The organism is Micromonospora profundi (genome assembly GCF_011927785.1).
In the GTDB taxonomy this organism is placed as follows: Bacteria; Actinomycetota; Actinomycetes; order Mycobacteriales; family Micromonosporaceae; genus Micromonospora; species Micromonospora profundi.
In genome coordinates this window covers 6,397,663-6,420,915 of sequence record NZ_JAATJK010000001.1, presented here as the reverse complement: position 1 = coordinate 6,420,915, position 23,253 = coordinate 6,397,663, and the positions used below count along the sequence as shown (strand labels likewise).

Here is a 23,253-nt window from a genome sequence, read left to right as displayed (position 1 = left end):
GGGAGGGCAGCGGCGATGTCACCACTGCACCGCGCCGGCGACCTCCCGCTGGCCGAGGACACCGGCCGGGACGACGCGTACCCGCTGCTCCGCGACGAGCGCGCCTGCGTCGTCACCGCCCTGCGGCTGGGCTGGTGGATGGCCGACGCGTACCACCACGGCCAGCACGCCGAGCCCTCCCCTGCCGTCGCCACCCACCCGCCGGCCAAGCTCTCCAACCTGACCGAGATGTCGACACCGCGCCGAATGCGGATGTACCTGGACGGGGTCGACGTCGCGCTGGCCCAGATCGCCGCGCTCACCCGGCACGCCGGGCAACTGCCCGACACGTCCGCCGCCCGCGCCCGGCTCCCCGAGCTGGACCGGCTGCCCGACCTGGACCAACCCGGACTTCTCGACCTCGAATCGCTACTGCTCGCCCTGGACGACCTCAACGTGGAGGTGCTGCGGTGGGCGATGGCCACCAACCTCCGGATCGGGCTGGCCTACCGTCTCGGCCGGTCGCTGGCCGACACCGTCCGGCCCGGCGACGCCACCCAGTTGCTGCGCCGCTTCAACGGCCGCCAGATCCAGCTCAGCCGCTGGCTGGACGAGCTGGCCAGCGTCCTGCCGCCGTACTCGGCCGCAGTGGTACGCCGTTCGCTGTCCGCGTGGGCGGTCGTGGTGGAGCGGGCCGGGCGGGGTGACCCGACCGAGCCCGACGCCGCCGAGCTGAGTCGCGAGCTGCGCAACCAGGGTGACCTGTGGCGCGGCGTACTCACCGGTGGCCTGCATCCCCGCGACCTGCTCGACGAGGAGGACTACGCGGTGGTCGCCCGCAACCTGATCATCCGCGACCGGCGGCTGGTGGCCCAGGCCGCCCGGGGCATCTTCTGGCCGGTGCTGGTGCCCCTGCTTGTGGTCCTCTTCGCCGTGGTCGGGGTGAGCGCCGCCGCGGCGGCCGGTTCGCCCACCACCAGGGCCGCCGTCGCCCTGCTCGGCCTCGGCGCCGGCCTGGCCGCGATCTGGCGTTCCGTCTCCGGCCCGGCCCTGGCTGTCGCCGCCGAGGTCAACCGGCCCCTGCTGGACAGCGAACTCACCGCGCGGATGGCACTCCGGCTGGACCGGCCGCTGGCCATCGCCCGCCGCTCGGTGGGAACCGCTCCCCGGACCCGTCGTCAGCGACGTCCCGAGTCGCCGGAGGGCCGATCGAAATACGTTGCCCCTCTGTCCCCCGCCGACCTACCGTGATCGCGCAAGGTCAACCACCACCGCGGGAGCAGATCATGACGATGTGGCACGTCACCACCGTGTCGTCGTCGGTGCTGCCCGTCGGCGGTTGCCGAGCGGAAGGTCCCCGGGCAGGCCGGCCCGACTGACGCGTACCCGAACGCGCTGAGCCGCCCCGTCCGACAGCAGGACCGGGCGGCTCTTCGCTGTCCGGATCAGTACGCCTCTGAAAGGAGATCCCGGTGGACGCCGTCCTCGTCATCAACGCCGACCTCGGCCCGCTGCACCGGGTCACCGTTCAACACGCCGTACGGATGCTCTGCCGCCGGGTGGCCGAGATCCACGAGGCCGAGCCGGACCAGGTCATCGGTGTCTTCCCGATGCCCCGGGTGGTGCGGCTGGTCCGCTACGTGGTCACCCGGTGGCGGTTCGGCGCCGGGCCAGCCTGGTCCCGCGCCGGGGTGCTGCGCCGCGACAACCGCTGCTGCGCGTACTGCGGCGGTCCCGCGTCGACCATCGACCACATCCTGCCCCGCTCGCGCGGCGGCCGGAACACCTGGCGCAACACGACCGCCGCCTGCTACGCCTGCAACCAGCGCAAGGGCGACCGGACTCCGGCGGAGGCGGCCATGCCGCTGCGCCGGGAGCCGGTGAACCCGGGCTGGTCGGCGCTGGCCGCGCGGTGACCGACCGGGCCGGCGGGAACGGGGGGCCGCATCGAGGTACGTCCTCGGCGCGGCACCCGCCGGCCCCTGGTCCAGGGGCGTGCCGTCGCTGCAAACGCCCGCGAGGGATGCGATCTCGTCTAGGAGGCGCGTTCCTTGACCGTCGGTTTCGGACGGCCGTTGGGGCAGCGCGCCCGGACTTCGCTGCGGTTCCCGGCGGACTCCAACTCGATCCGGACCTGCCTGGCCGGTCCCGGGTCGTACGTCTCCGCCCGGTAGCCGGATGCTGGCGTCACCGCGAGCACCTCGACCAGCTTTCCGACACAGCGAACGGTTACCGTCCCGCCACGCGCCTCCACCGGTACGCCAGAGGACGAGGTGGGCGGGGAGGCGGCCCCTGTCGGTGCGGGCCCTGGGATGGTGACGGACGGGCTCGGTGCGGCGGTCGGGCTCGGGGCGGCCGTCCGTCCCGGTCTGCTCGGAGGGCCGGGCCGGGGGACGGGCGAGGTGCTACTGGCCGACGGAACGGCGGACGGTCGTGGGTCTGTGGCAACGGCCGATTCGGCGGTGCCTGGAAACCCCACCGATGTGGTGCCCGGGCCGGCGCCTGTCGGCGGCGCGCCCCGCCCCTGTCGACGATTGTGCGAGTCGCCAAGGGACCCGGCCATCGCCACGGCCGCGATCAGCGCGCCGCCGACAGCCACGATGGCCCGCCGCCGACGCCACAGCCCCTGCCGCCCGCTCGCCCCGGCAAGCCCGCTCGGCTCGGCCTGCTCGGTCGGATCGGCTGCCGCAACTCGCTTCGGCTCGGCGGGCTCGCCGCCCTGGGCGACAGTGGCCGACGCCGGCTCGGCGGCGCTGACAGCCGTCCCGACCTCACCGCTGACGGCATCCGCCGCTCGGGAGGCGACAAGCAGGATGCGGGCCGCCTCGGCGGCCGGCGGCCGGTCGGTCGGGTCGTGGGCCAGGCACCAGCGGTACAGCCGCTGGACCTCGGCCGGCACCGCATCGATATCGGGCAGCGGGTCCGGCTCGACGTGCTCGGACGCGCGCAGCATCCCGACCTGCGCTTCGTCGGCCCAGGGCAGCCGACCGGTGAGCACCCGGTGCAGGAGCAGGCCGAGGGCGTACACGTCGGAGGCCGGCAGCACCTCGCCTGCGGCCAACCGCTCCGGGGCGAGGTAGGCCGGCGTACCGAGCAGCCGCCCTTCGAAGTCGATCTCCGGGTCGCCGACGGCGGCCGCGATGCCGAAATCGAGCATTTTCGCCCCGGCGGGGGTGAGCATCACGTTGCCCGGCTTGATGTCGCGGTGCACCAGCCCTTGGGCGTGCGCGGCCGCGAGCGCCGACGCCACCTCGGCGCAGACCCGCAATCCGGCGCGGGGCGGGAGCGGCCCGGCATCCAGCCGTTGTTCGAGGGTGTGGCCGTCGAGCAGCTCAAGCACCACGAACGGGACCAGGGCACCGTCGAGCGACGACTCCCCGTAGTCGTAGACGTTTGTGACGTGCGGATGCGACAGCCGGGCCGCCGCCTTGGCCTCGGCCCGGATCCGACGCCTGCCGTCGGTGCCCGAGACGACCAGTACCTTGACCGCCACGTCGCGTTCGAGCACCTCGTCGTACGCCCGGTGCACCGCGGACATGCCGCCACTGCCGAGACGCTCCAGGAGCCGGTAGCGGCCCGCAAGCAACCGATCACGCTGCACGACCGACAGCCTGCCGCACAGGCCCGAGCCGACACCACCCAGGATCGAGGTTTCGCAATACGTGAAATCGACGGCGGCCGTCGGGCGGTCAGGTCTGGCAGAACTCGCGGAAAGGCTCCGGCGGCCCGGCAGGTGCCCACTCCGTCCAGCACCCGCCGCCGCAGCCGAGACGCTCAGTTGTCGGTCGGGGCATGCCAGGCGAAGCGGGGCGTCCGGCGTTCGGCGACCGCCGCCACGCCCTCCCGGGCCTCGCCGGTGGTCACGACCTTCCGGTGCCACCAGGCGATCCGCGCCGGTCCGGCCCGGTCGTCGACGATCTCCTTGGCTGCTGCGACGCTCAGCGGCGAGCGCTGGGCGATCGTGGCCGTGAGTTCGTCCACCCGCGCGGCGAGCTGGCCGGCGGGCAGTACCTCGTCGACCAGGCCGATCCGCAGGGCACGTTCGGCGTCGACGAGGTCGGCGGTGAACAGGAGGTGCTTGGCGGCGGATGGGCCGACCAGCCGGGCCAGCCGGCGGGTGGTGGGGGCCGGATAGACCAGGCCGAGCCGGGCCGGCGGTACGCCGAACCGGGCGTCGTCCGCCGCTATCCGCAGGTCGCAGGCCACCGCGAGCTGGGCGCCACCTCCGACGCAGGCACCCCGGATGGCCGCCACCGTCGGCTTGGCGAAACTGGCCAGGCGTTCCTCGGCTGTCACCGCGATGCTAGCGTCGCCCGCGTCCAGCAGTTCGGCCAGGTCACCGAGGTCGGCGCCGGCGCAGAAGGCGTCGCCCGCGCCGGTGAGCACCAGCGTGCGTACGTCGGGGTCGGGCTCCAACCGGTCGAGCAGCTCGGGCAACTGCCGCCACATGGCCGCCGTCATCGCGTTACGGCGAGCCGGGTTGTGGATCACCACGGTCGCCACCGGACCGGTCACCTCGACTGTCAACTCCGCGTCCGACACGTCCACCCCTTCCGCGTCAGCCGTCCGGGGGCGTACGCCGCCGATCCGACCCGCCGGCACACGGCGGTGCGGCGACCATAACGGCGCGGACCCGGCGACCACCCGTGAGGGGTGGCCGCCGGGCCCTTGCGTGTCAGCTCAGGTCAGGAGACGTTGAGCGCCGTGTCGTCGACCACGAAGGACGTCTGCAGCGAGGAGTCCTCGATGCCGGTGAACTTCAGGCTGACGGTCTGGCCGGCGTACGCGGCCAGGGAGAAGGACTTCTGGCTGTAACTGGTGCCCTTGTTCAGGTTCGAGTAGGTCGCCAGGGTGGCCAGAACGGTTCCGCTCGAGTTGAGCACCTGCACGTTGAGCTTGTCGTAAGCCACGCTGGTGGTGGTCTCGGCGGAGCTGATGCGCAGCCAGAAGCTGAACGCGTACGACGAGCAACCGGCCGGCAGGCTCACCGACTGGGCGAGCGTCTCGGTGCGGGTGCTGCCGTACCCGTTCAGCCACGCCTTGTACGACCCGGTGCGGGCCGCCTGACTGCTGGAGTTGGTGATGACGCCGGAGCTGGCCGTCCAGCCGGTCGCGCCGGACTCGAAGCCCGGGTTGGCCAGCTTCTGGCCCGGCGCGGTGCAGCCGCCACCGGTGCCGTTCACTGTCAGCGAGTACGTGGCGCTGCGGGTGACAGCCCCGGCACCGTTGACGGTGATCGAGTAGGTGCCGGGTGAGGTGCTCGCCGAGGTGCTGATGGTGAGGGTGGACGAGGCGCCCGAGGTCACCGAGGCGGGGCTGAACGCGGCGGTCGCCCCGCTGGGCAGGCCCGACGCGGAGAACGTCACGGTCTGCGCCGTACCGCTGGTGGTGGCGGTCGCCACGGTGGTGGAGACCGAGCTGCCCGGGTTGACCGAGCCGGCGGTCGGCGAGAGCGACACCGAGAAGTCGTTTCCGGTCGAGCAGTTCGAGTCGCTGCCGGCCACGTTCACCGCGGTCCAGGCGGCCTGCACGGCCTTGTACTCGGTGGAGCAGCTGCCGTACAGGTCGGTGGCCGCCCGCAGGCTGTAGGCGCGGGCGGTGTTCGCCGGGTTGCTGGTGTTGACGTACGACGTGTTGGAGGTGAAGTAGACGTCCAGCGCCCGGTACCAGATCTTCTCGGCCTTGACCCGGCCGATGCCTGTCACCGCGGGAGCGGAGCCGCAGACGGGAGAGGTGCCGTACGACGTGGCGCCCGTGCCCTCTGCGAGGTTGAAGAAGAAGTGGTTGGCGACGCCGGAGGAGTAGTGCACGTCCTTGTTCTTCGTGCTGGTGGACCAGCAGCTGTCGGACGAGCCGTCCAGCGACGGGTTGTACATGTAGCGCAGCGGCGTACCGTTGCCATTGATGTTGATCTTCTCACCGACCTGGTAGTCGCCCGGGTCGCTCGGCGCGGCGGCGTAGAACTCCACCATGTTGCCGAAGATGTCGCTTGTGGCCTCGTTGAGGCCACCGGACTCGCCGGAGTAGACCAGGCCGGCCAGCGCCTCGGTGACGCCGTGGCTCATCTCGTGCCCGGCCACGTCCAGCGAGACGAGCGGCCGGGAGTTGCCCGAGCCGTCGCCGTAGGTCATCTGGGCGCCGTCCCAGAAGGCGTTGACGTAGTTGTTGCCGTAGTGCACCCGGCTCGGCACGCCGTTGCCGTTGCCGAAGATGCCGTTGCGGCCGTGCACGTTCTTGAAGTAGTCGAACGTCTTGGCTGCGCCGAAGTGCGCGTCAACAGCGGCAGACTGCCGGTTGGAGGCGGCACCGGTGCCCCACGCGTTGTCGGCGTCGGTAAGTGTGGTGCAGGAGGACGTGCCGTTGTTCATGTCGCAGGTACGGCCGTTGCCGTGCGACGGGTCGATCATCTGGTACGTGCTGCCGGAGAGCGTCGTGTCGATGCTGACCGAGCCGCTGTAGATGCCCTGGCCACTGCCGACCACCGACTCGATCTCGTCGTACGACCCCACTGCCGCGCCGGTGACGGCGTCGGTGATGACGTGCAGCCGGGACGGGGTCTGCCCGTCGGGCTGCCAGCCGCTGACCACAGTCTCCCAGGCGAGTCGACCCTTGCCGGAGCTGGCGTCGACGAACAGCTCGGGTGCGCCTACCGCTTCCGCCTTGCCGGTGAATTCGGCGCGGGCGGCCTTCTTTGCCGCGTCGGCGGTGACCTTGGCCGTGGTGGCGACGGTCAGCGGTGCGGCGAGTCCGACGGAACTGCCGGCGTAGGTGCCGTTGGGTGCGGTGTGGATGACGAAGTCACCGCCGTACACCCGAAGGCCCTGGTAGGTCCGGGTGTAACGGGTGTGCGCCGCGCCGGAGGCGTCCACCTTGGTGCTCTGCACCTGGTAGGACTCGGCGCTCGAACCCTGGACTGCGCCGGGGTTCGTTCGCAGGACGCTCGCCGCCTGGGCCGCGGCGGAGGCGCCCGGCGCGGGGGCGGTGGGTGGAGCCGCTTGTGCCGCGGTGGCGACACAGGTCAGCAGGCCGCTGGTGAGCAGCGCTGCGCTGACGGCGGCGACGGATCTTTTCACGTGCCCTCCTGGAAGGAGAAAGAGTGTGACGGGGGTAGTCACGCATGTAGATATAGCCATGTGTCGACGAAAAGAGAAGAGCTGAACCGTTCTCAGACATCGACACTGGCCGAACGGATGAGTGCCTTGACAAGGGAACCAACGACCCACCTCGCGCGTCCGACGGACATGAGACCCGCCTCGACAGCCGGTGCCACGATCGCGCTCCTGGCCGCTTTCCTGGTCGGCTGCACCAGCACCGACCAGGCCGACACCCCCCAGGCTCAGCCGTCGACCACCGCCGACGGCACCACGGCCACGGCCGTTCCGCCGTCCGCTGTCCCCGCCACCGCGGCACCCACACCGACCGCCTCCGGTGCCACCGACAGCTCGCCCGCGCGCGTGCTGCTGTTCCGCTCCGGCGGCTTCGCCGGTCGCGGCGACCAGGTGACAGTCGAGCCGGACGGCCGGTGGACGGCTGTGGACCGGGCCGGCAGCCGGCGTACCGGCCAACTCGCCCCCGCCGACCTCGGTCGCCTACGCGGGCTCGCCGCCGACCCCCGGCTCACCACCGAGGCCCGCCAGGGCACGAGCACGACAAGCTGCGCCGACGCCTTCAGCTACCGGTTGACCGTCGGCACCATCGAGACCGGGTACGTCGACTGCCCCGCCGACCCCGCACCACCGCCGGCAACCCGCGCGCTCGTCGAACTGCTGCTGCGCGCCACCGACACTCAGACCAGGTAGTCCGCCGGCAGGCCGGTGCCCCGCAACTCCAGAGGCAGGTGCGCCACGTCGTTGACGGCGACCAGGCTCGGCGGCCCCGCAGGGCCGTACCGGATCACTGTCAGACCCGCGTTGTGCAGGTTCAAACCCAGCCACCGGCGCTCCGGCGCGTCGAGGGCGTGCCGCACCAGCCAGGCGATCAGGAAGTTGTGCGTCACGACCAGCTCACGAACCGGCTCGTCCCCGGCGGCCTGCGCGCTGACCGGGCCGGCGAACCGCCGCACCGCCGCCGCCGTCACCCGCGGCCCGTCGGCCCTCTCGGCCGCCGAGAACCCGGCAAGGAATTCGGCGTACGCCTGCGGCAGGCCAGCCGGATCCGTGTCGTGCGGCAGGTGGTCACCGGCCAGCTCCGTGGCGTACACCGGGACCTCGGGCAGCGACTGCGCGACCAGCTCGGCGGTCTGGGCGGCCCGGAGCAGCGGCCCGTGGTGGACGGCGGCGAACGAGCGGCCCCGCAGCCGCTCGCCGAGCAACGCGGCCTGCCGCCGACCGCGCTCCGACAGGCCGGTGTCCGGCTCGCCCGGCCCGGTCAGATCCTGCTCGCCGTGTCGGGTCAGGTACAGCAGCCGTGTCCGCATACCCCACACCCCAACACAGCGGAGGGCGCGGGATCGCCCCGCGCCCTCCGCTGTGGCTCGCCCCTACGACCGGGGGAACATCTGGCCGATGCGGATCCGGTTGCCGAACGGATCCCGGATACCGAAGTCGATCCCGTACGGACGCTCGGTCGGCTCGTCGGTGATCTCGACACCCTTCGCCACGAGATCCTCGTGCGTCTTGCGGGCGTCGTCAGTGGTCATGAAGAGGTATCCGCCCAGGGCGCCCTTGGTGAGCAGCTCCCGGACCTGCTCGGCGGTGGCCGGGTCCAGTGCCGGCGGGCCCGGCTTCTCCAGCAGGATCTCCCGCTCGGGGTCGCCGGGCAGGTTGACGGTCAACCACCGCATGAACCCGAGGTCCTGGTCGGTGTTGACCTCCATGCCGAGCTTGTTCACGTAGAAGTCGAGTGCCTCGTCCTGGTCCAGGACGTAGATCTGGGAGCGGCTGATCGCGTTCATCGTCATGCCCATGACGTTAGAGGTCGCCCCTGAGCTGCTGCTTATCCAAAACTGACAGGTCTGGTCCACGCCTTGGTGAAGCAGGACGGCACATTGGTCGGTGTCGCCCGTTGACGGAAGCTCGTGGGTGACTCCCCGACGATCTGCCGGAACGTGCGGCTGAACGTGCCCAGGCTGCTGAAGCCGACCGCGTAACAGATGTCGGTGACGTCCCGGTCGGTCTCCACGAGCAGCGACATCGCCCGCTCCACCCGACGACGTTGCAGATAGCGGTGCGGCGTCTCGCCGAAGGTGGTCCGGAACGTACGGATGAAGTGGGCCTCGGAGACGTGCGCGATCCGGGCCAACGCCGGGATGTCCAACGGCTGGGCGTACGCCCGGTCCATCGCGTCCCGGGCACGCAGCATCGCCCGGTTCGACTGCTCCACCGCGCGACTCATCGGACCCCCGTCCCGCTCGGCTCGTTGCCCGACCCCAGGCTACCGGCAGGACTGCACAACTCGGTCAGCTGAACTGGGACTGCGGCGGTCGGCGCTGCTGCGCGTACGCGCCGGCGGCGACCCAGTCCGGTGAAGCCAGCGGCGATGACCATCAGAGCGACGACGCCTAGCAGGGCGCCGAGCAGCACCGTGTTGTGCACGCCGTGGCTCGGCAGCGCGAGGCCTGCGACCAGGGCGCCACCGGTGATGCCGACGTTCACAGCGGCAGAGACGGTGGCGGCCGCGAGGTCGGAGCGCCCGGGCGCCACCTGGAGGACGACGCCACCGAGCACAGCTGTGAACGCCGCGAACGCCAGTCCGGCCAGAGCGAGCAGGCCCACGGCAGCCGTTGGGCGGTGGCCGATCGCGTACAGCCCGAGCAGTGCCACCGACTGAAGCGCGACGGTCGCGACCAGGGCGAGCCACGGGCTGCGGTCCACCACCGCTCCGACAGCGAGGATCCCGAGCACGCTGGCGACACCGCGCGCCAGCAGGATGACCCCGACCGCCGAGGCGGGGAACCCGCTGACCTCGGTGACGAAGAGGGCGACATAGGTGTAGGCCGCGATGGCACCTGCGGTCGTCAGGATCGCCACAGCGACCAGCAGCCAGAAGCGGTGGACGTCGGGTGTAGCGCCCCGGGCGGCGTGCCCCTGATCGGGCGGCGCGGAGGGCAGGAGCGACGCCACCGCGACGAGCACGACCGCGCCGAGCCCGGCGACCGACAGGAACGACACCCGCCAGCCCGCGCGTTCACCAAGCCAGGTGCCCGCAGGCACCCCCATGACCAGAGCGACGCTGCCGCCGGCGAACACGATCGCCACCACCCGACCGCGTAGCCCGGGTCGGAACAACTCGGCCGCGGCCGGCACCACAACGGCCCAGAACAACGCATGCGTCGCCGCTGTTGCCATCCTGGCCGCCAGCAGCAGCGCGAACGTACTCGCGAACACAGTGATCGCGGTGCTGACGACGAAGCCGGCCAGGAGCGCCGACAGAAGTCGTCGACGCGGAATCCTCCTGGCCAGGGCCGTCAACGGAATCGAGGCGACAACCACCACCGCGCCGTACGCGGTGACGAGCATGCCCACTTGCGACGGTGCGACAGCGAGGTCCGCGGCCATCGGGAGCAGCAGGCCGATCGGCAGCGCCTCGGCGGTGGTGTAGAGGAACGTCCCGCCGGACAAGCCGATCAGCGCTCCGACTGCTCGCCAGTGGACCATCCACCCCTCCAACTGTTACCGGCTAAATTGCTTACGCGAGAAACAAGCTAGCGAGGCCTTCGATGAGGGTCAACTGGTAAAGTTGGTTTTGATGGAAACAGCCGAGGACGTGACGCGGATGCACCTGGTGGGCGGCAACCTCGCCCTGGACTTCGTCAACACCCGCACCGGCCCACCCGTCGGCCCCTCGGACGACGACGTACTCACGGGCTATCCGGAGCTGGTCGCCTGGGGCGTGCACGGGGGCACCCTCACCGAAACCGAGGCGACGGCGCTACGCCGACTGTCGCGAAACGACCCAGACGGTGCCCACGCCGCCTTTTCACGAGCGCTGAGCACCCGCGACTACCTCGACGAGATATTCCGGCCGCTGGCCGCCGGAGGCGCGCCGAGCACGGCCGCGCTGGCGCGGCTGCGAGACGACGAAGCGGACGCTCTCGGCCACGCGCAGCTCGAAGGCGGGAGCACGTTCGCGTGGGTATGGCGAGATGACCAGACGCTTGCCCGGCCCCTACGGCCAGTGGTGCACGCGGCGGTCCAACTCCTCACCGCGGGAGCACTGGACCGGATCAAGGGATGCGGAGGCTGTCGCTTCCTCTTCCACGATGAGAGCAAGAACCGCAGTCGCCGCTGGTGCAGCATGGACGACTGCGGCACTGCCGAGAAGATGCGCCGCTACGTCGCCGCGCGGCGACGTAGGTCGGAAAAAGCCTGATGGAATTGGAGCCCCGGCCGGGATCGAACCGGCGACATCTCGCTTACAAGTTCTGGGCGCTTTGTGCGGTTGGGTAGGCGTCCGTCTTCGAACGCGGGCGTCAGCAGCCGCGGACCCCTCGTCATCGCCGACGTCCGCGCGGATCGCGGCATGTCAGTGCGTTCAGCCGAGGGTGGGCCCGCCCTCGGCGATCTGTTCTTCCACCGGACGACCGGACCAGGACAGCCATGGGGCCGCGCCGGACTTGGGCACAACCGCAGGCCCGTTGCCGACCAGCGCGTCGGAGATGCGGCCTGACTCGATGAAGGCGCGGGACTGGTAGCTCACGGACCATGCGGTCTCGTGCTCCTCCGCGCCGCTGATCACCCACTCACCAGTGCGGAACTCTTCAATGCGGTCAGCGAGGAAGCCAGACGCGATCCCGCGAGCCTCTTCATCGGTCGTGCTCGCGACCCTAACGCCGGGACGACAGTTGGCGGCACACCCCGACAGTCCGGCCGCTGCCTTCGCTGCGGTGGCTGCGCGGTTGCGTCAACCCGGTTGCTGTCAGCGTTGCTGTCGATCACCGCGCTCCCGGTCCTGCGGTCCGGGAAGCGCCTGGTGGATATGGAGCCCCCGGCCGGGATCGAACCGGCGACATCTCGCTTACAAGGCGAGTGCTCTGGCCAGCTGAGCTACAGGGGCGCGTGCGTCGAGGTCAGCATAGCGACTGGCGTCCGGATATCCCGCTCGCGAGGGCTCCCGAGCACGGGAAACGTCAACAACCCGACGTCCGTACGTCTCCAGTGGGCCGATCGGACGTGTCGATTGATGTCCTACCGTGCCCGAGTGACCGGAATGCCTGATCGCTGACTCACTTCCGACGACCCCTCACCTTGGCAGCGGGATGAAACACGTTTACGGTGCAGTGACACGGATGACGATCAGCCGCCCTCGTGGCGACCCGACGTCCGCTGACCGGTACGGCTTCGTACCGGTCGCTCCTTCACTCGGATCGTCCGGCACGTTCCTGCCGGTGAAAGGAAGCGCTTCACCATGGCTACGGTCACCTATTCCAAGGCGTCCCGGATTTACCCGGGCACCGAGCGTCCCGCCGTCAACGAGCTGGACCTCGAAATCGGCGACGGCGAGTTCCTCGTCCTCGTCGGCCCGTCCGGTTGTGGCAAGTCCACCAGCCTGCGCATGCTCGCCGGTCTTGAGGACGTCGACGCCGGCTCGATCTACATCGACCAGCGCGACGTCACCCACCTCCCCCCGAAGGCCCGCGACATCGCGATGGTCTTCCAGAACTACGCTCTCTACCCGCACATGACGGTGTACGAGAACATGGCGTTCGCCCTGAAGCTGCGCAAGACCTCCAAGTCGGAGATCGACCGTCGGGTCAAGGAGGCCGCCGGGCTGCTCCAGCTGGAGGAGTACCTGAGCCGTAAGCCGAAGGCGCTCTCCGGTGGTCAGCGTCAGCGTGTCGCGATGGGCCGGGCGATCGTCCGCGAGCCGCAGGTCTTCCTCATGGACGAGCCGCTGTCGAACCTCGACGCCAAGCTGCGCGTGCAGACCCGTACCCAGATCGCGTCGTTGCAGGCCAAGCTGGGCGTCACCACCGTGTACGTGACGCACGACCAGGTCGAGGCCATGACCATGGGTCACCGGGTGGCGGTGCTGCTCGACGGTGTTCTCCAGCAGGTGGACACCCCTCGGGCGCTGTACGACACCCCGGCGAACGTGTTCGTCGCCGGCTTCATGGGCTCCCCCGCCATGAACATCAAGACCGTTCCGCTGAACGAGCAGGGCGCGGAGTTCGCTGAGCTGCACATCCCGCTGACCCGCGAGCAGGTCGCCGCGGCCCGCGCCGAGGGCGGCGATGGCAAGGTGACAGTGGGCTTCCGCCCGGAGGACTGCGACCTGGTCAGCCCGACCGAGGGCGGCATGCCGGTCGTGGTCGAGCTTGTCGAGGACCTCGGGTCGGACGCCAACGTCTACGGGCACGCCGCGCTGGGTGGCAGCTCGGAGCGCTTCGTCGTCCGCACCGACCGGCGCACCATGCCGAACATGGGTGACACCGTGTTCGTCAAGCCGCGCACCGGCCGCAGCCACGTCTTCCACGCCGCCACCGGCAGCCGGATCTGACGTAACGCCGTACCGATGGGGGCGGTCCGCTGCGGCGGGCCGCCCCTTTCGTCGTACCGACGCCTGAACCCACCGGAACCGAACATGCGACGAGGCTCCTCCCGGCGGACCGGGAGGAGCCTCGTCGGCGTTGTTACAGCTCGACCGAGCGGCGGCGGGCCACCTCGGCGAGGGTGACCGCGGCGGCCACGCTGGCGTTGAGCGACTCCACCTCGGAGATCATCGGGATGCTGACGGTCAGGTCGCAGGTCTCCCCGACGAGGCGGGACAACCCGCGCCCTTCGGAGCCGACCACGACCACCAGCGGGCCGACGGCGGCCTCCAGGTCGTACAGGTCGGTGTCGCCGTCGGCGTCCAGGCCGACCACCATGAAGCCGGCGTCCCGGCACGCCTTCAGCGACCGGGTCAGGTTGGTGACCTGGGCCACCGGCACCCGCGCGGCCGCGCCGGCGCTGGTTCGCCAGGCGGTCGCCGTGATCCCGGCTGCCCGCCGCTCGGGTACGAAGACACCCTGCGCGCCGAACGCGGCGGCCGAGCGGATCACCGCACCCAGGTTGCGCGGGTCGGTGACCCCGTCCAGCGCGACCAGCAGCGGCGCCGGCTGCTCCAGGGACGCGACGACCATGTCCTCGAAAGACTGGTACGCGAACGGCGGCACCTGCAACCCGACGCCCTGGTGCAGCACCCCGCCGGTCATCCGGTCCAGCTCGGCCCGGCTGATGTCCAGGATGGCGATGCCCCGGTCGGCGGCCGTCCGGAGGATCTCGTTGATCCGGTCGTCCGTGTCGATGCCCTGGGCCGTGTAGAGAGCCGTCGCCGGCACCTGTGCGCGCAGCGCCTCCAGCACCGGGTTGCGACCGACAAGCAGCTCCGGCGTGTCCTTGGATGGGTTGGACTTACGCCCCGGCGCGACCCGGGGGCCAGACCGACCGGGAGCGCCACCACGACCGGCAGCACCACCTCGGCCGGCGGCACCGCCCCGACCGCCCGGCACGCCACGACCGCCGCCCTTGCCCCAGGTGGTGTCCTTGCTGCCCGGCTGGCCGATCTTCGGGGCACGCCCCTCCTCGGCCGCCACCCGACGCTCCTTGTCCTGCTTCCAGGCGGTGCGCTGCGGCAGCTTCTCGGTGCCCGAATAGCCCTTGTGCCAGGGTCGCTCGTCGGCGGGCAGGGTGCGACCCCGCCCGGCCAGGGAATCCTTGTTCTTGCCGCCGGAGCCCTTGGGGGCACCCGCCTTCGGCGTCAGTCGCCGGCCACGGCGCTGCGAGTTGCCGGCCATCAGTCCTGCTCTCCAATAGTCCAACGGGGGCCCTGGGGGGTGTCCTCGACCGCCACGCCGGCCAGCTTGAGCTGGTCGCGTACCGCGTCGGCGGCGGCCCAGTCCTTGCGGCCCCGGGCCTGCGCGCGCTGCTCCAGGGCCAGCGCGATCAGGGAATCCACCACGGCGCGCAGATCGTTCGAGCTGCCGCCACCGGTCCACGCGGGGTCGAAGGGGTCGATGCCGAGGATATCCAGCATCGCCCGTACATCGGCCAGCGTGGTGCGGACGGTCACATCATCGCCGACGCTCAGCGCGGTGTTGCCGTCCCGGAGGTGCTGCTGCAACACCGCCAGCGCGGCGGAGGTGTTGAGGTCGTCGTCCATGGCCGCGACGAAGCCGGCCGGAAGTCCGCCGGGCTGCCCGGCGCCCACCCGCTCGGCGGCCCGCTGCACGAAACCCTCGATCCGCCGGTACGCGGTGGCAGCCTCGCGCAGCGAATCCTCCGAGTAGTCGATCACCGAGCGGTAGTGGGCGGCGGCGTAGTAGTACCGCAGCTCGACCGGCCGCACCCCGAGCGACTCCACGTACGCCAGGCCCAGCGCGTTGCCGGCGGACTTGCCCATCTTGGCTCCGCCGATGCTGAGCAGCCCGTGGTGCACCCAGTAACGGGCGAACGGCAGCCCGGCCGCCTTGGACTGGGCGATCTCGTTCTCGTGGTGCGGGAACGTCAGGTCCAGGCCACCGCCGTGGATGTCGAACTCCGGGCCGAGGTAGCGCCAGCACATCGCCGAGCACTCGATGTGCCAGCCCGGACGGCCCAGCCCCCACGGCGACGGCCAGTAGGCGTCCGCAGGCTCGTCCGGCTTGGCGCCCTTCCAGAGCGCGAAGTCACGCGGGTCCCGCTTACCTCGATCGGGGGCGTCACCGGCCGACTGCATCGCGTCCGGGGACTGACCCGACAGCGACCCGTACGTCGGCCAGGACGCCACGTCGAAGTAGACGTCGCCGGAGCCGTCGGTCGCCGGGTACGCGTGCCCGTCAGCGATCAACTTCATGATCAGCTCGTGCATCTCGGGGATGTGCCCCGTGGCGCGCGGCTCGTAGGTGGGCGCCAGCACGTTCAACGCGCGGTACGACTCGGCGAGGATCAGCTCGTTCGCGTACGCGATCGACCAGAACGGCCGACCCTGCTCCCCCGCCTTGACCAGGATCTTGTCGTCGATGTCGGTCACATTGCGGATGAACGTGACCTCGTAACCGGCCGACAGCAGCCAACGGCGCAGCACGTCGTAGTTGACGCCGGAGCGAAGGTGGCCGATGTGCGGCGGAGCCTGAAGAGTGAGACCACACAGGTAGACCCCCACCTTGCCGGCTTCCCGCGGGACGAAGTCCCGCACCGATCGGGTGGCGGTGTCATACAGGCGTAGCGTCACCGTACAAGGGTAGCCGTCCGTGTCTGTCCGGGTCCGCCGGTGCCGGGTCGTACGCTGCCTGCGTGGATCCGACCGCACACCCCGGTGAGCCACCCGCCACCTCCACCAGCCCTGGGCAGGCCGAGGCAGTCGCCGGGCGTGCCGGCGCGGTCGCGGGGCGGGGCGGGGAGACGGCGCAGACGCTGGACCGTGGGCTGCGGCTGCTGTACCTGGTCGCCGACGCGCCAGGCGGACTGACCGTTACCGAGGCGGCGACCCGGCTCGGCATCGGAAGGGCGGCCGTCTACCGGCTGGTGGCTCCGCTCATCGATCACGGAATGCTGCGGCGCGACAGCGACGGCAAGCTCCGGCTCGGTGTCGGCGTACTGCACCTTGCCCGCCGCGCTCAACCACTGCTCGCCGAGGGTGCGCTACCCGCCCTGCGCCGGCTTGCCGAGCAGGCTGGGGCAACCGCGCACCTGACAGTGGTCGAGGGCGGAGACGGAGTCGCCCTGGCCGTGGTCGAGCCGAGCTGGACGTCGTTCCACGTGGCGTACCGGACTGGGGCACGGCATCCACTGGACCGGGGTGCTGCGGGTCGGGCGATCCTCGCGGGCCGGGCAGGAATGAGTGAGCCGGTGAGCAGCAGTGGTGAGTTGCAGTCCGGGGCGTACGGGGTGGCGGCACCGGTACTCGGCGTACCAGGCCTGGAGGCGAGCGTCGGCGTGGTCGCGCTCGCCCCGCTGGACGTCGACACGGTCGGCCCTCAGGTGCTCGCCGCCGCCATCGCCGTCTCCACCGCCCTGCGCTGACGGCCGCCGGTTGATCGACGGCCATAACACGGCCGGCGCTCGACGTGGCGGCTGTCCACAGGGGTCGGCCGGGCGGCCTGGCGAGGTTATCCACAGGGGTATCCGCCGGCGTTGGGCGGTCGGCAGGCTGCTCGTCATGCCACCACGTCCACATCGACCCGAGGCCCTAGCTTGGCAGGTCTTCCGCGGCTCCGACGCTGTCCGGGACGGCCTGCTCACCGAACATCAACTGCGCAGCGCCGCCTGGGTGCGGGTGCGCCACGACGTGTACGCAGACGCACGACTGGACCGCGACCACGCCCTTGCCTGTCGCGCCGTTCTCCTCCGGCTACCTCCCGGGGTGATCGTTGGTGGCCCCTCGGCCGCCTACCTGCACGGTGTCGAACACGCCGCCGCCTTCACCGACGACGTCCACGTCCTCGTGCCCCGACCGCTGCGGGTCGGTGCCCAGCGCGGTCTCCGCGTGCACGTCGACGTCGGCGTTCCGTCCCCCGAAACCAGTGCCGATGAGCGATCCGGAACCACACCTGGCAGCGCGGCGCGGGTCAGCTCAGGCAACACGCGGGCAACCGGGCCGGGCGACGGGCGGATGAGCGTCGCCAGGTTGGAGCCCGTCCGCATGCCGGACACCTCGGTCGCCAGCTCCGCACCGGGGCGGGAGTTCCGGGAGCAGCGAGGTTCGATTCCCCGCTCCGACCCGGGGCGGGCCGCCTGGGAGACGGCAGTATGGCTCGATCCGATCCGGGCGGTGACCATCGTCGACACGATGCTCGGGCAGGGCCTGACCGACAGCGACACGCTGGCCGAGATGGCTGCCCGCAACGCGGACAGTTTCGGTGCACGTCGGGCGCGCTGGATCTTCGGCCTGGCCGACGGCGGCGCTCAATCCCCGCCAGAATCGCAACTTCGAGTCCGCCTGGTGCTGGGCGGGTTGCCGCGACCGGCCGTTCAACATCCGGTACGCCTGCCCAAGGGGATCGTCCTGCATCCCAACCTGGCCTGGCCGGAATACCGGGTAGCTGTCGAGTACGACGGGCAGTGGCATGCGGACGCGGAACAGTTGCACCGCGACCGCCGCCGGCTGAACCTGCTCGTCGGGGCGGGCTGGCTGGTACTGCACGTGACCAGCCGACGGTTGCACGTCGAGTTCCCCGCGGTGCTCCGTGAGGTACGCGCTGCGCTGGTCGCCCGCGGGTGGCGCCGGTGAGCCACCACCCCGGCCGCCCCCGACCGGCTCGACCGGCTCGACCGGCTCGACCGGCCAAGAGCATCTCGGGTTCCTGGAAACCGGGCTATCCCACTCGCCTCGACACCCCGATTTCCAGGAACCCGAGTCGATCAAGCCTTGGCCGCCGCGGACAACCGCGGCACGGGCTGGACAATCCCGGGCCACGGGCCGGACAACGCCGGACACACGCCGGGACAGAAGCCGGAACACGCCGGGACGCGGGTCGGGGCCCGGTGACAGGTGTCTCCGGGCCCCGACGTGGTGCGTTACGGGCGGGCGTTCGGCTTGAGCGGGGTCTTCACCGCCGCGTAGGCGTCGACGATCCCGTAGCCGTAGAAGCCGTTGAAGTTGACCCCACCGGCGCAGTACGCGTCGTAGGTCTCGTCCCGGCCCTCGTTGCGGTACTGCTGGAGGCGCGGCTCGGGGCAGGCGTGCTCCGCAGCCGTCCGGTAGAGGTGCTGCTCGACCAGGTTCGGCGACATGCCGAAGCCACCGCGACGCTCCGGCTTGCCGTGCCGGCTGACGATCAGCGCGGCGACGCCGGCGGCGTGCGGGGACGCCATCGAGGTGCCCTGGAGGTAGGTGTAGTAGCCGCACTCGCCGTTGGCCTTGCACTGCTTGAAGACCGACTCTTCGAAACCGGCGACGATGTTGCCGTCGGCGTCGACCGAGCCTTCCTCCTGGAGCACGTGCTTCGGGTACGTCGAGAGGATCATGTTGGCGTCGGTGCGGAACGTGTCGGTGCCGAAGCCGTCCCGGAACCAGCCACCCGGCGCCGCCACGGAGATCTGCTCGGTGCCGTAGTTGGAGAAGTCCGACTTCTTACCGGACGGGCCGACCGCCGACACCCCGATGACGTGCGGGCCTTCGACGGGCAGGTCCCAGCAACTGTTGTTGTCGATCGGCCGGGGGTACGGGGCGGTGCCACCGTAGTTCGGGCTGCTGGTGTCCGTGCGCGGCGCACCCAGGTCCATGTTGCTGTTGCCGAGCGCGCCGACAAGGGTGACGCCGTTGTTGTGGGCGAAGTTCAAGGCCCGCTTCATGGCCTTGATGGTGGCCCGCTGCGCCGCCTGGTTCTCCGGTGAGTCGGCCGGGTTTGCGGTGCAGTTGAAGAGCCACGGGTCGACGTAGAACGACATGTTGACCACGTCGATACCGGACCGGCCGGCGTGCACCAGAGCGTTGACAACCGGGTCCAGGAAGAAGTAGCCGGAGTCCTGGCCACCCTTGAGCTCGACCAGCGAGACCTTCGGCGCGACACCGGAGAGACCGAAGCCGTTCGCGGCGGCGCCGATGGTGCCGGCCACGTGGGTGCCGTGCCCGCCGTCGTCGGTGCCGACCGGGTCGAGGCAGCTCGCCACCTCACAGGGGCCGTCGATGTCGACCAGGTCCGGTGCGAAGTTGCGCGACAGCGCCCAGTTGAAGTTCGGCGCGATGTCCGGGTTGCTGGCGTCGACGCCGGTGTCCAGTACGCCGACGGTCACCCGACGGTCACCCGGCTCGATCTTGCGGGCCTTGTCGGCCCCGATCATCTTGAGGCCCCAGAGCTTATCGTCGAGCGGGTCCAGCTTGGCGCCCTTCTTGGCCGCCTTACCGGCGGCGGCCCTGGTGGCGCTGGTCAGGTGCTCCTGCTCGACGCGGTCCAGCTTCGGCTTGCGGCCGATCGCCTTCTGCTCGGCGGCGCCGATCAGCGCGGGGGCGGCGGTCGCCTTGGCCGCGAAGTCGGCCCGGTCGCTGGTCACCTGGAACATCCCGACCTCGTCGGACCGGGACACGACAGTGCCACCGGCTGCCTTGATGGCGGCGACGGCCGTCTCGGCCGCGACACCGTCCTCGGCGACGACGGTGAAGGTTCGGGAGCTGGTAGGCGCGGCACTGGCTGGTACACCCAGTCCCGCTGCCGTGAGCGCCAGCACTGCCGCGGTTGCGACAGCGCCGACGGTGAAGCGCTTGCTCACCACATCGGATCCTCTCGTTGAGGGACGTGGCGTCATCACACAACACCTAGCGGGATTCCGCCAGACGAGCGTCCATCATGACGGTGATTCTCTGCCGGATCCGGCCAGGTCGGCAGCCACCCCACCCGGATCGACCGGCACCGCTGGATGATCGGCGAGCGCCGCCGGCTGGCACCGACAGCGCAGGTCAACCAGCCGGCAGCGCAGGCAGACCACCCGACACCGCCGGCAGGTCGACTAGCACCGCAGGCAGGTCGGCCATCGTTGACACTTCGGCGGCGGGCGGGAATCCGTCTGGACGAGCCTGGCCGGTCCGGTTCAGCCACACCGAGCGGAGGCCGGCACTGCGGGGTGCGACGACGTCGTGCACCCACGAGTCACCGACGTACACGATCTGACTGGCCGGGACGCCGGCCGCCGCGACCACCGCCGCGTAGAACTCCGGGGCGGGTTTCTTGGGCAGGCCGTTGTCGTGCGCGTACACCTCGAAGGCGAACTCGCCGGCGAGCCCGCAGCGTTCGGCGCGGCTGTTGCCGTTTGTGGCGAAGCCCAGCGTGTACCGGGCGCGGAGCGTGGCCAGCGCCGGCAGTACGTCCGGGTAGGGACGGGTGAGGGCGAACCGGCGGGCGAAGAAGAGGTCGGCGATCTCGTCCAGGTGGTCGTCAAGCCCGGCGCGGGCCAGCGATCGGGTCAACGCCGCACGGCGGATCTCCGTCACCGGGGCGGCGCTGAGTTCGCCGAAGACCGCACCCCAGTCGGATTCCAACTCGGCGAGTGTCACGTCGGCGGCGGCCGGGGTCCGTCGCCGCATGTCGTCGAGGACGGCCATCAGCCCGCCGGTCACCGCCGGTCTCAGGTCCAGCAGTGTTTCGTCGGCGTCGAACACCACGGTGGTCAGCACGCTGCCCACTGTCTCACCGCCATCGGAGGCCAGGCGCGACAGGCGCGACCCACTGTCTCACCGCCCGTCGACGGCCAGCGCGGGCTTGGGCGGTACGGGCATGGCCGGCGTTGCGCGCATCTCGTCGAGGCGGACCAGCGCGACTCCGGCGATGATCAGCGTGCCGCCGAACAACTGCCAGGCGGTCGGCAGTTCGTTGAGGAACAGCCACGCGATCAGCACGGCGAAGAGCACCTCGGTCAGCCCGACAAATGAGGCCAGGCGGGCACCGAGGATGCGGGCGGCGGCGACTCCGGTGAGGTACGCGACGACGGCGGCGATCAGTGACAGCCCGGCGATGGGCAGCAGCCAACTGGTGCGCTGCCCGGCGAAGGTGACCTCGCCGAACGTGGCGTGCAGGGGCAGCAGGCCGGTCAGCCCGACAAGCAGCAGCGCGACGGCGCCGACGGCCATTCCGCCGCTGGCCAGGGCCACGGAGGGCAGCCGGGGGTCGGCGCGGCCGGCGAGTACGAAGTAGCCGGCCAGACCCACTGCGGCACCCAGCCCCCAGAGCACGCCCACGGGGTGGAAGCTGCCGGTGCCGGTGACGTCCAGCACGAATGCCAGGCCGCACAGGGCTGCCACCGAGCCGATCACTGTGAGCTGGCGGGGACGCTGCCCGTGCCGCAGCCACATCCACGCGACGACGAGGACGATGCCGAGGTACTCCAGCATGAGCGCGACGCCGACCGGCAGGTAGCGCACGGCGTTGAAGAAGCACACCTGGGCTACCGCGACCCCGAGCAGGCCGAACATCCCGACCGCCGTGAGGTTGCTGCGCAGCACGTGCCATTTGCCCCGCAGCGACAGCACCGCGGGGATCGCGAGCACGAGGGCGGCGATGCCGACCCGGCAGACCACTGCGGCCTCGGCCGACCAGCCGGCGTCGATGAGCGAACGTGCGAAGGTGCCCGAGGTGGCGAAGGTGACCGCGGAGAGCACCGCCAGCATGGCGCCTGCGGCGGGTCGTTGGTGCATTTCGCTCTCCTCGGGACGGCAAAGATGTCATGAGCAAACTACCCTTGCGCTGATGACGCTAGGTGGCACCTGTGACAGGAGTCAAGTTGCTATTCGCTCATGACACGGAACACTCGCTGATCTCCGCCGCGGCACTTGTCAACACCGCTGGGCGGGAGGGCGAACTCCTGCCCGACGTGGCCGCGCTCAACAACTACTTCGACCGGCACGCCTACACCGGGCGGCACGAGTGCGACGACGCCGAGTTGCAGGCCGTCCGGGACCTGCGTCCCCGGCTGCGCCGCATCTGGTACGCCGAGCCGCCCGAGGTCGTCGCCGTGGTCAACAGCCTGCTGCTGGAACACCGCGCGTTGCCGCAGCTCATCCAGCACGACGACCAGCCGTACCATCTGCACGCCGTGCCCCGCGACGCACCGCTGGCGACCCGGATGGCAGTGGAGGCGGCGATGGCGATCGCCGACCTGGTCCGGATGGGTGAGCTGAGCCGGCTGCGGATCTGTGAATACCCGGACTGCGACAACGTGGTCGTCGACCTGTCCCGCAACCGGTCGCGGCGGTTCTGCGACTCCGGCTGCGGCAACCGGGCGGCGGTGACCGCCTACCGTGCCCGTCGGGCCGCGGGCCGCCCCTGAGCCGCCGCCCACTCCTGCGCCCGCAACTCGTACTCCACCTCGCCGTGCTCGGTCCCCGGAATCGGGTCGTCCCACTGCACGTGGAAGGTCCGCACATGGCGCAGCCCCGCCTTCGCCAGCACCCGCCGCGACCGGTCGTTGACCGCCATCGTCTCGGCCCACACCCGACGCACCCCGACCACGTCGAAGGCGTGCCGCACCAGCGCCCGGGAGCCCTCGGTGGCCAGACCACGCCCCCACGTCGCGCGACGCAGCCGGTAGCCCAACTCCGCCTCGTCACCATCGGCCGACGGGTCGAGCGCGAACCACCCCACGAACTCGCCGGTCGCCCGATCGAGCCCCGCCCAGCGGCCCAGCCCTGGGTGCCGGTCGTACTGGCCCAACAGCCTCGGCAACTGCTCGTCGCGGACCGTGGCCAGCGGTGTGGCGGCGCCACCCGTCAGGAACCGCATCACCTCGGGATCGCTGTCCAACTCGACAAGCGCATCCACATCCGCCGCCGTGAACCGCCGCAACCGCAACCGCTCCGTCCCCGCAGGAACCACCAGGCCATCCCCATCCATGACCGGATCATCCCGCCGCCGCCCGACACCCGTCGAGCCGATTACCCGCGCGG

Annotated in this window: 22 protein-coding genes and 1 tRNA gene; 8 read left to right on the top strand and 15 right to left on the bottom strand. The window is 70.9% G+C overall.

Annotation, left to right across the window (positions count from 1 at the left end; genetic code table 11):
• Positions 1-15: 15 nt before the first annotated feature.
• A complete protein-coding gene (locus F4558_RS28740) occupies positions 16-1,230 on the top strand; it encodes a hypothetical protein (RefSeq protein ID WP_167946791.1) in 1,215 nt (404 codons plus the stop codon).
• A 221-nt stretch (positions 1,231-1,451) separates the two neighbouring features.
• Positions 1,452-1,895 carry an HNH endonuclease gene (locus tag F4558_RS28735; protein WP_053654411.1) on the top strand — a complete coding sequence of 148 codons (444 nt, stop codon included), beginning with the start codon at positions 1,452-1,454 and terminating at the stop codon, positions 1,893-1,895.
• Positions 1,896-2,014: 119 nt separating this feature from the next.
• Here F4558_RS28735 and F4558_RS31330 read toward each other — a convergent pair whose 3' ends face one another.
• The 3 genes from F4558_RS31330 to F4558_RS28720 all read right to left on the bottom strand — a co-directional run bounded on the left by F4558_RS31330 (position 2,015) and on the right by F4558_RS28720 (position 7,052).
• On the bottom strand, positions 2,015-3,580 hold the full coding sequence (locus tag F4558_RS31330) for a serine/threonine-protein kinase (RefSeq protein ID WP_312877408.1): 1,566 nt from the start codon (positions 3,578-3,580) through the stop codon (positions 2,015-2,017).
• 173 nt (positions 3,581-3,753) lie between these two features.
• Entirely contained in the window at positions 3,754-4,527 is a 774-nt protein-coding gene (locus F4558_RS28725; RefSeq protein ID WP_167947721.1) for an enoyl-CoA hydratase/isomerase family protein, read from the bottom strand.
• 137 nt (positions 4,528-4,664) lie between these two features.
• On the bottom strand, positions 4,665-7,052 hold the full coding sequence (locus tag F4558_RS28720) for a M4 family metallopeptidase (protein ID WP_167946789.1): 2,388 nt from the start codon (positions 7,050-7,052) through the stop codon (positions 4,665-4,667).
• Positions 7,053-7,220: 168 nt separating this feature from the next.
• Here F4558_RS28720 and F4558_RS28715 point away from each other — a divergent pair, with 168 nt between their 5' ends.
• Positions 7,221-7,778 (top strand): protealysin inhibitor emfourin, encoded by a 558-nt coding sequence (locus tag F4558_RS28715; RefSeq protein WP_053654420.1) that lies wholly within the window; start codon positions 7,221-7,223, stop codon positions 7,776-7,778.
• Here the strand turns inward: F4558_RS28715 and F4558_RS28710 are convergent.
• The 4 genes from F4558_RS28710 to F4558_RS28695 form a co-directional block, all read right to left on the bottom strand.
• Positions 7,766-8,395, bottom strand: a complete 630-nt coding sequence (locus F4558_RS28710) for a histidine phosphatase family protein (RefSeq protein ID WP_053654421.1) — start codon at positions 8,393-8,395, stop codon at positions 7,766-7,768. The genes F4558_RS28715 and F4558_RS28710 overlap by 13 nt on opposite strands.
• A 63-nt stretch (positions 8,396-8,458) precedes the next feature.
• Positions 8,459-8,878: a VOC family protein gene (locus tag F4558_RS28705; protein ID WP_053655034.1), complete on the bottom strand. Its 420-nt coding sequence runs from the start codon at positions 8,876-8,878 to the stop codon at positions 8,459-8,461.
• A gap of 35 nt (positions 8,879-8,913) precedes the next feature.
• Entirely contained in the window at positions 8,914-9,312 is a 399-nt protein-coding gene (locus tag F4558_RS28700; RefSeq protein WP_053654423.1) for a helix-turn-helix domain-containing protein, read from the bottom strand.
• Positions 9,309-10,574 (bottom strand): MFS transporter, encoded by a 1,266-nt coding sequence (locus F4558_RS28695; protein ID WP_053654425.1) that lies wholly within the window; start codon positions 10,572-10,574, stop codon positions 9,309-9,311. The genes F4558_RS28700 and F4558_RS28695 overlap by 4 nt, the downstream gene beginning before the upstream one ends.
• A 91-nt stretch (positions 10,575-10,665) precedes the next feature.
• On the opposite strand from F4558_RS28695, the gene F4558_RS28690 reads away from it, so the two are divergent.
• Positions 10,666-11,289 carry a CGNR zinc finger domain-containing protein gene (locus tag F4558_RS28690; RefSeq protein ID WP_053654426.1) on the top strand — a complete coding sequence of 208 codons (624 nt, stop codon included), beginning with the start codon at positions 10,666-10,668 and terminating at the stop codon, positions 11,287-11,289.
• 162 nt (positions 11,290-11,451) lie between these two features.
• On the opposite strand, the gene F4558_RS28685 is transcribed toward F4558_RS28690, so the two are convergent.
• Together F4558_RS28685 and F4558_RS28680 are read right to left on the bottom strand one after the other, a co-directional pair.
• Positions 11,452-11,655 (bottom strand): YrhB domain-containing protein, encoded by a 204-nt coding sequence (locus F4558_RS28685; RefSeq protein ID WP_376767587.1) that lies wholly within the window; start codon positions 11,653-11,655, stop codon positions 11,452-11,454.
• A gap of 241 nt (positions 11,656-11,896) precedes the next feature.
• Positions 11,897-11,973, bottom strand: a tRNA-Thr gene (locus F4558_RS28680).
• Positions 11,974-12,324: 351 nt separating this feature from the next.
• Here F4558_RS28680 and F4558_RS28675 point away from each other — a divergent pair.
• Positions 12,325-13,416 carry an ABC transporter ATP-binding protein gene (locus F4558_RS28675; RefSeq protein WP_053654429.1) on the top strand — a complete coding sequence of 364 codons (1,092 nt, stop codon included), beginning with the start codon at positions 12,325-12,327 and terminating at the stop codon, positions 13,414-13,416.
• A gap of 133 nt (positions 13,417-13,549) precedes the next feature.
• Here F4558_RS28675 and rlmB read toward each other — a convergent pair whose 3' ends face one another.
• Together rlmB and cysS are read right to left on the bottom strand one after the other, a co-directional pair.
• On the bottom strand, positions 13,550-14,695 hold the full coding sequence (gene rlmB, locus F4558_RS28670; RefSeq protein ID WP_167946787.1) for a 23S rRNA (guanosine(2251)-2'-O)-methyltransferase RlmB: 1,146 nt from the start codon (positions 14,693-14,695) through the stop codon (positions 13,550-13,552).
• Complete coding sequence (cysS, locus tag F4558_RS28665) at positions 14,695-16,110, bottom strand: cysteine--tRNA ligase (RefSeq protein ID WP_053654432.1); 1,416 nt, start codon at positions 16,108-16,110, stop codon at positions 14,695-14,697. Before cysS ends, rlmB begins: the two co-directional genes overlap by 1 nt.
• Before the next feature lie 182 nt (positions 16,111-16,292).
• Between cysS and F4558_RS28660 the strand changes: the two genes are divergently transcribed.
• Positions 16,293-16,901, top strand: coding sequence for an IclR family transcriptional regulator (locus F4558_RS28660; protein WP_209274816.1), 609 nt, complete (start codon positions 16,293-16,295; stop codon positions 16,899-16,901).
• A gap of 136 nt (positions 16,902-17,037) precedes the next feature.
• Positions 17,038-18,108 carry a hypothetical protein gene (locus tag F4558_RS28655; RefSeq protein ID WP_167946783.1) on the top strand — a complete coding sequence of 357 codons (1,071 nt, stop codon included), beginning with the start codon at positions 17,038-17,040 and terminating at the stop codon, positions 18,106-18,108.
• A gap of 287 nt (positions 18,109-18,395) precedes the next feature.
• Here F4558_RS28655 and F4558_RS28650 read toward each other — a convergent pair whose 3' ends face one another.
• The 3 genes from F4558_RS28650 to F4558_RS28640 form a co-directional block, all read right to left on the bottom strand.
• Complete coding sequence (locus tag F4558_RS28650; protein WP_053655036.1) at positions 18,396-20,087, bottom strand: S8 family serine peptidase; 1,692 nt, start codon at positions 20,085-20,087, stop codon at positions 18,396-18,398.
• A 187-nt stretch (positions 20,088-20,274) separates the two neighbouring features.
• Positions 20,275-20,988 carry an HAD family hydrolase gene (locus F4558_RS28645; protein WP_053655038.1) on the bottom strand — a complete coding sequence of 238 codons (714 nt, stop codon included), beginning with the start codon at positions 20,986-20,988 and terminating at the stop codon, positions 20,275-20,277.
• Between the two features lie 57 nt (positions 20,989-21,045).
• Positions 21,046-22,005: an EamA family transporter gene (locus F4558_RS28640; protein ID WP_167946781.1), complete on the bottom strand. Its 960-nt coding sequence runs from the start codon at positions 22,003-22,005 to the stop codon at positions 21,046-21,048.
• Positions 22,006-22,091: 86 nt separating this feature from the next.
• On the opposite strand from F4558_RS28640, the gene F4558_RS28635 reads away from it, so the two are divergent.
• A complete protein-coding gene (locus F4558_RS28635) occupies positions 22,092-22,637 on the top strand; it encodes a CGNR zinc finger domain-containing protein (protein ID WP_053655040.1) in 546 nt (181 codons plus the stop codon).
• Here F4558_RS28635 and F4558_RS28630 read toward each other — a convergent pair.
• Positions 22,604-23,200: a GNAT family N-acetyltransferase gene (locus F4558_RS28630; protein ID WP_053654441.1), complete on the bottom strand. Its 597-nt coding sequence runs from the start codon at positions 23,198-23,200 to the stop codon at positions 22,604-22,606. The two genes, F4558_RS28635 and F4558_RS28630, sit on opposite strands and share 34 nt — an antisense overlap.
• Positions 23,201-23,253 lie beyond the last annotated feature (53 nt).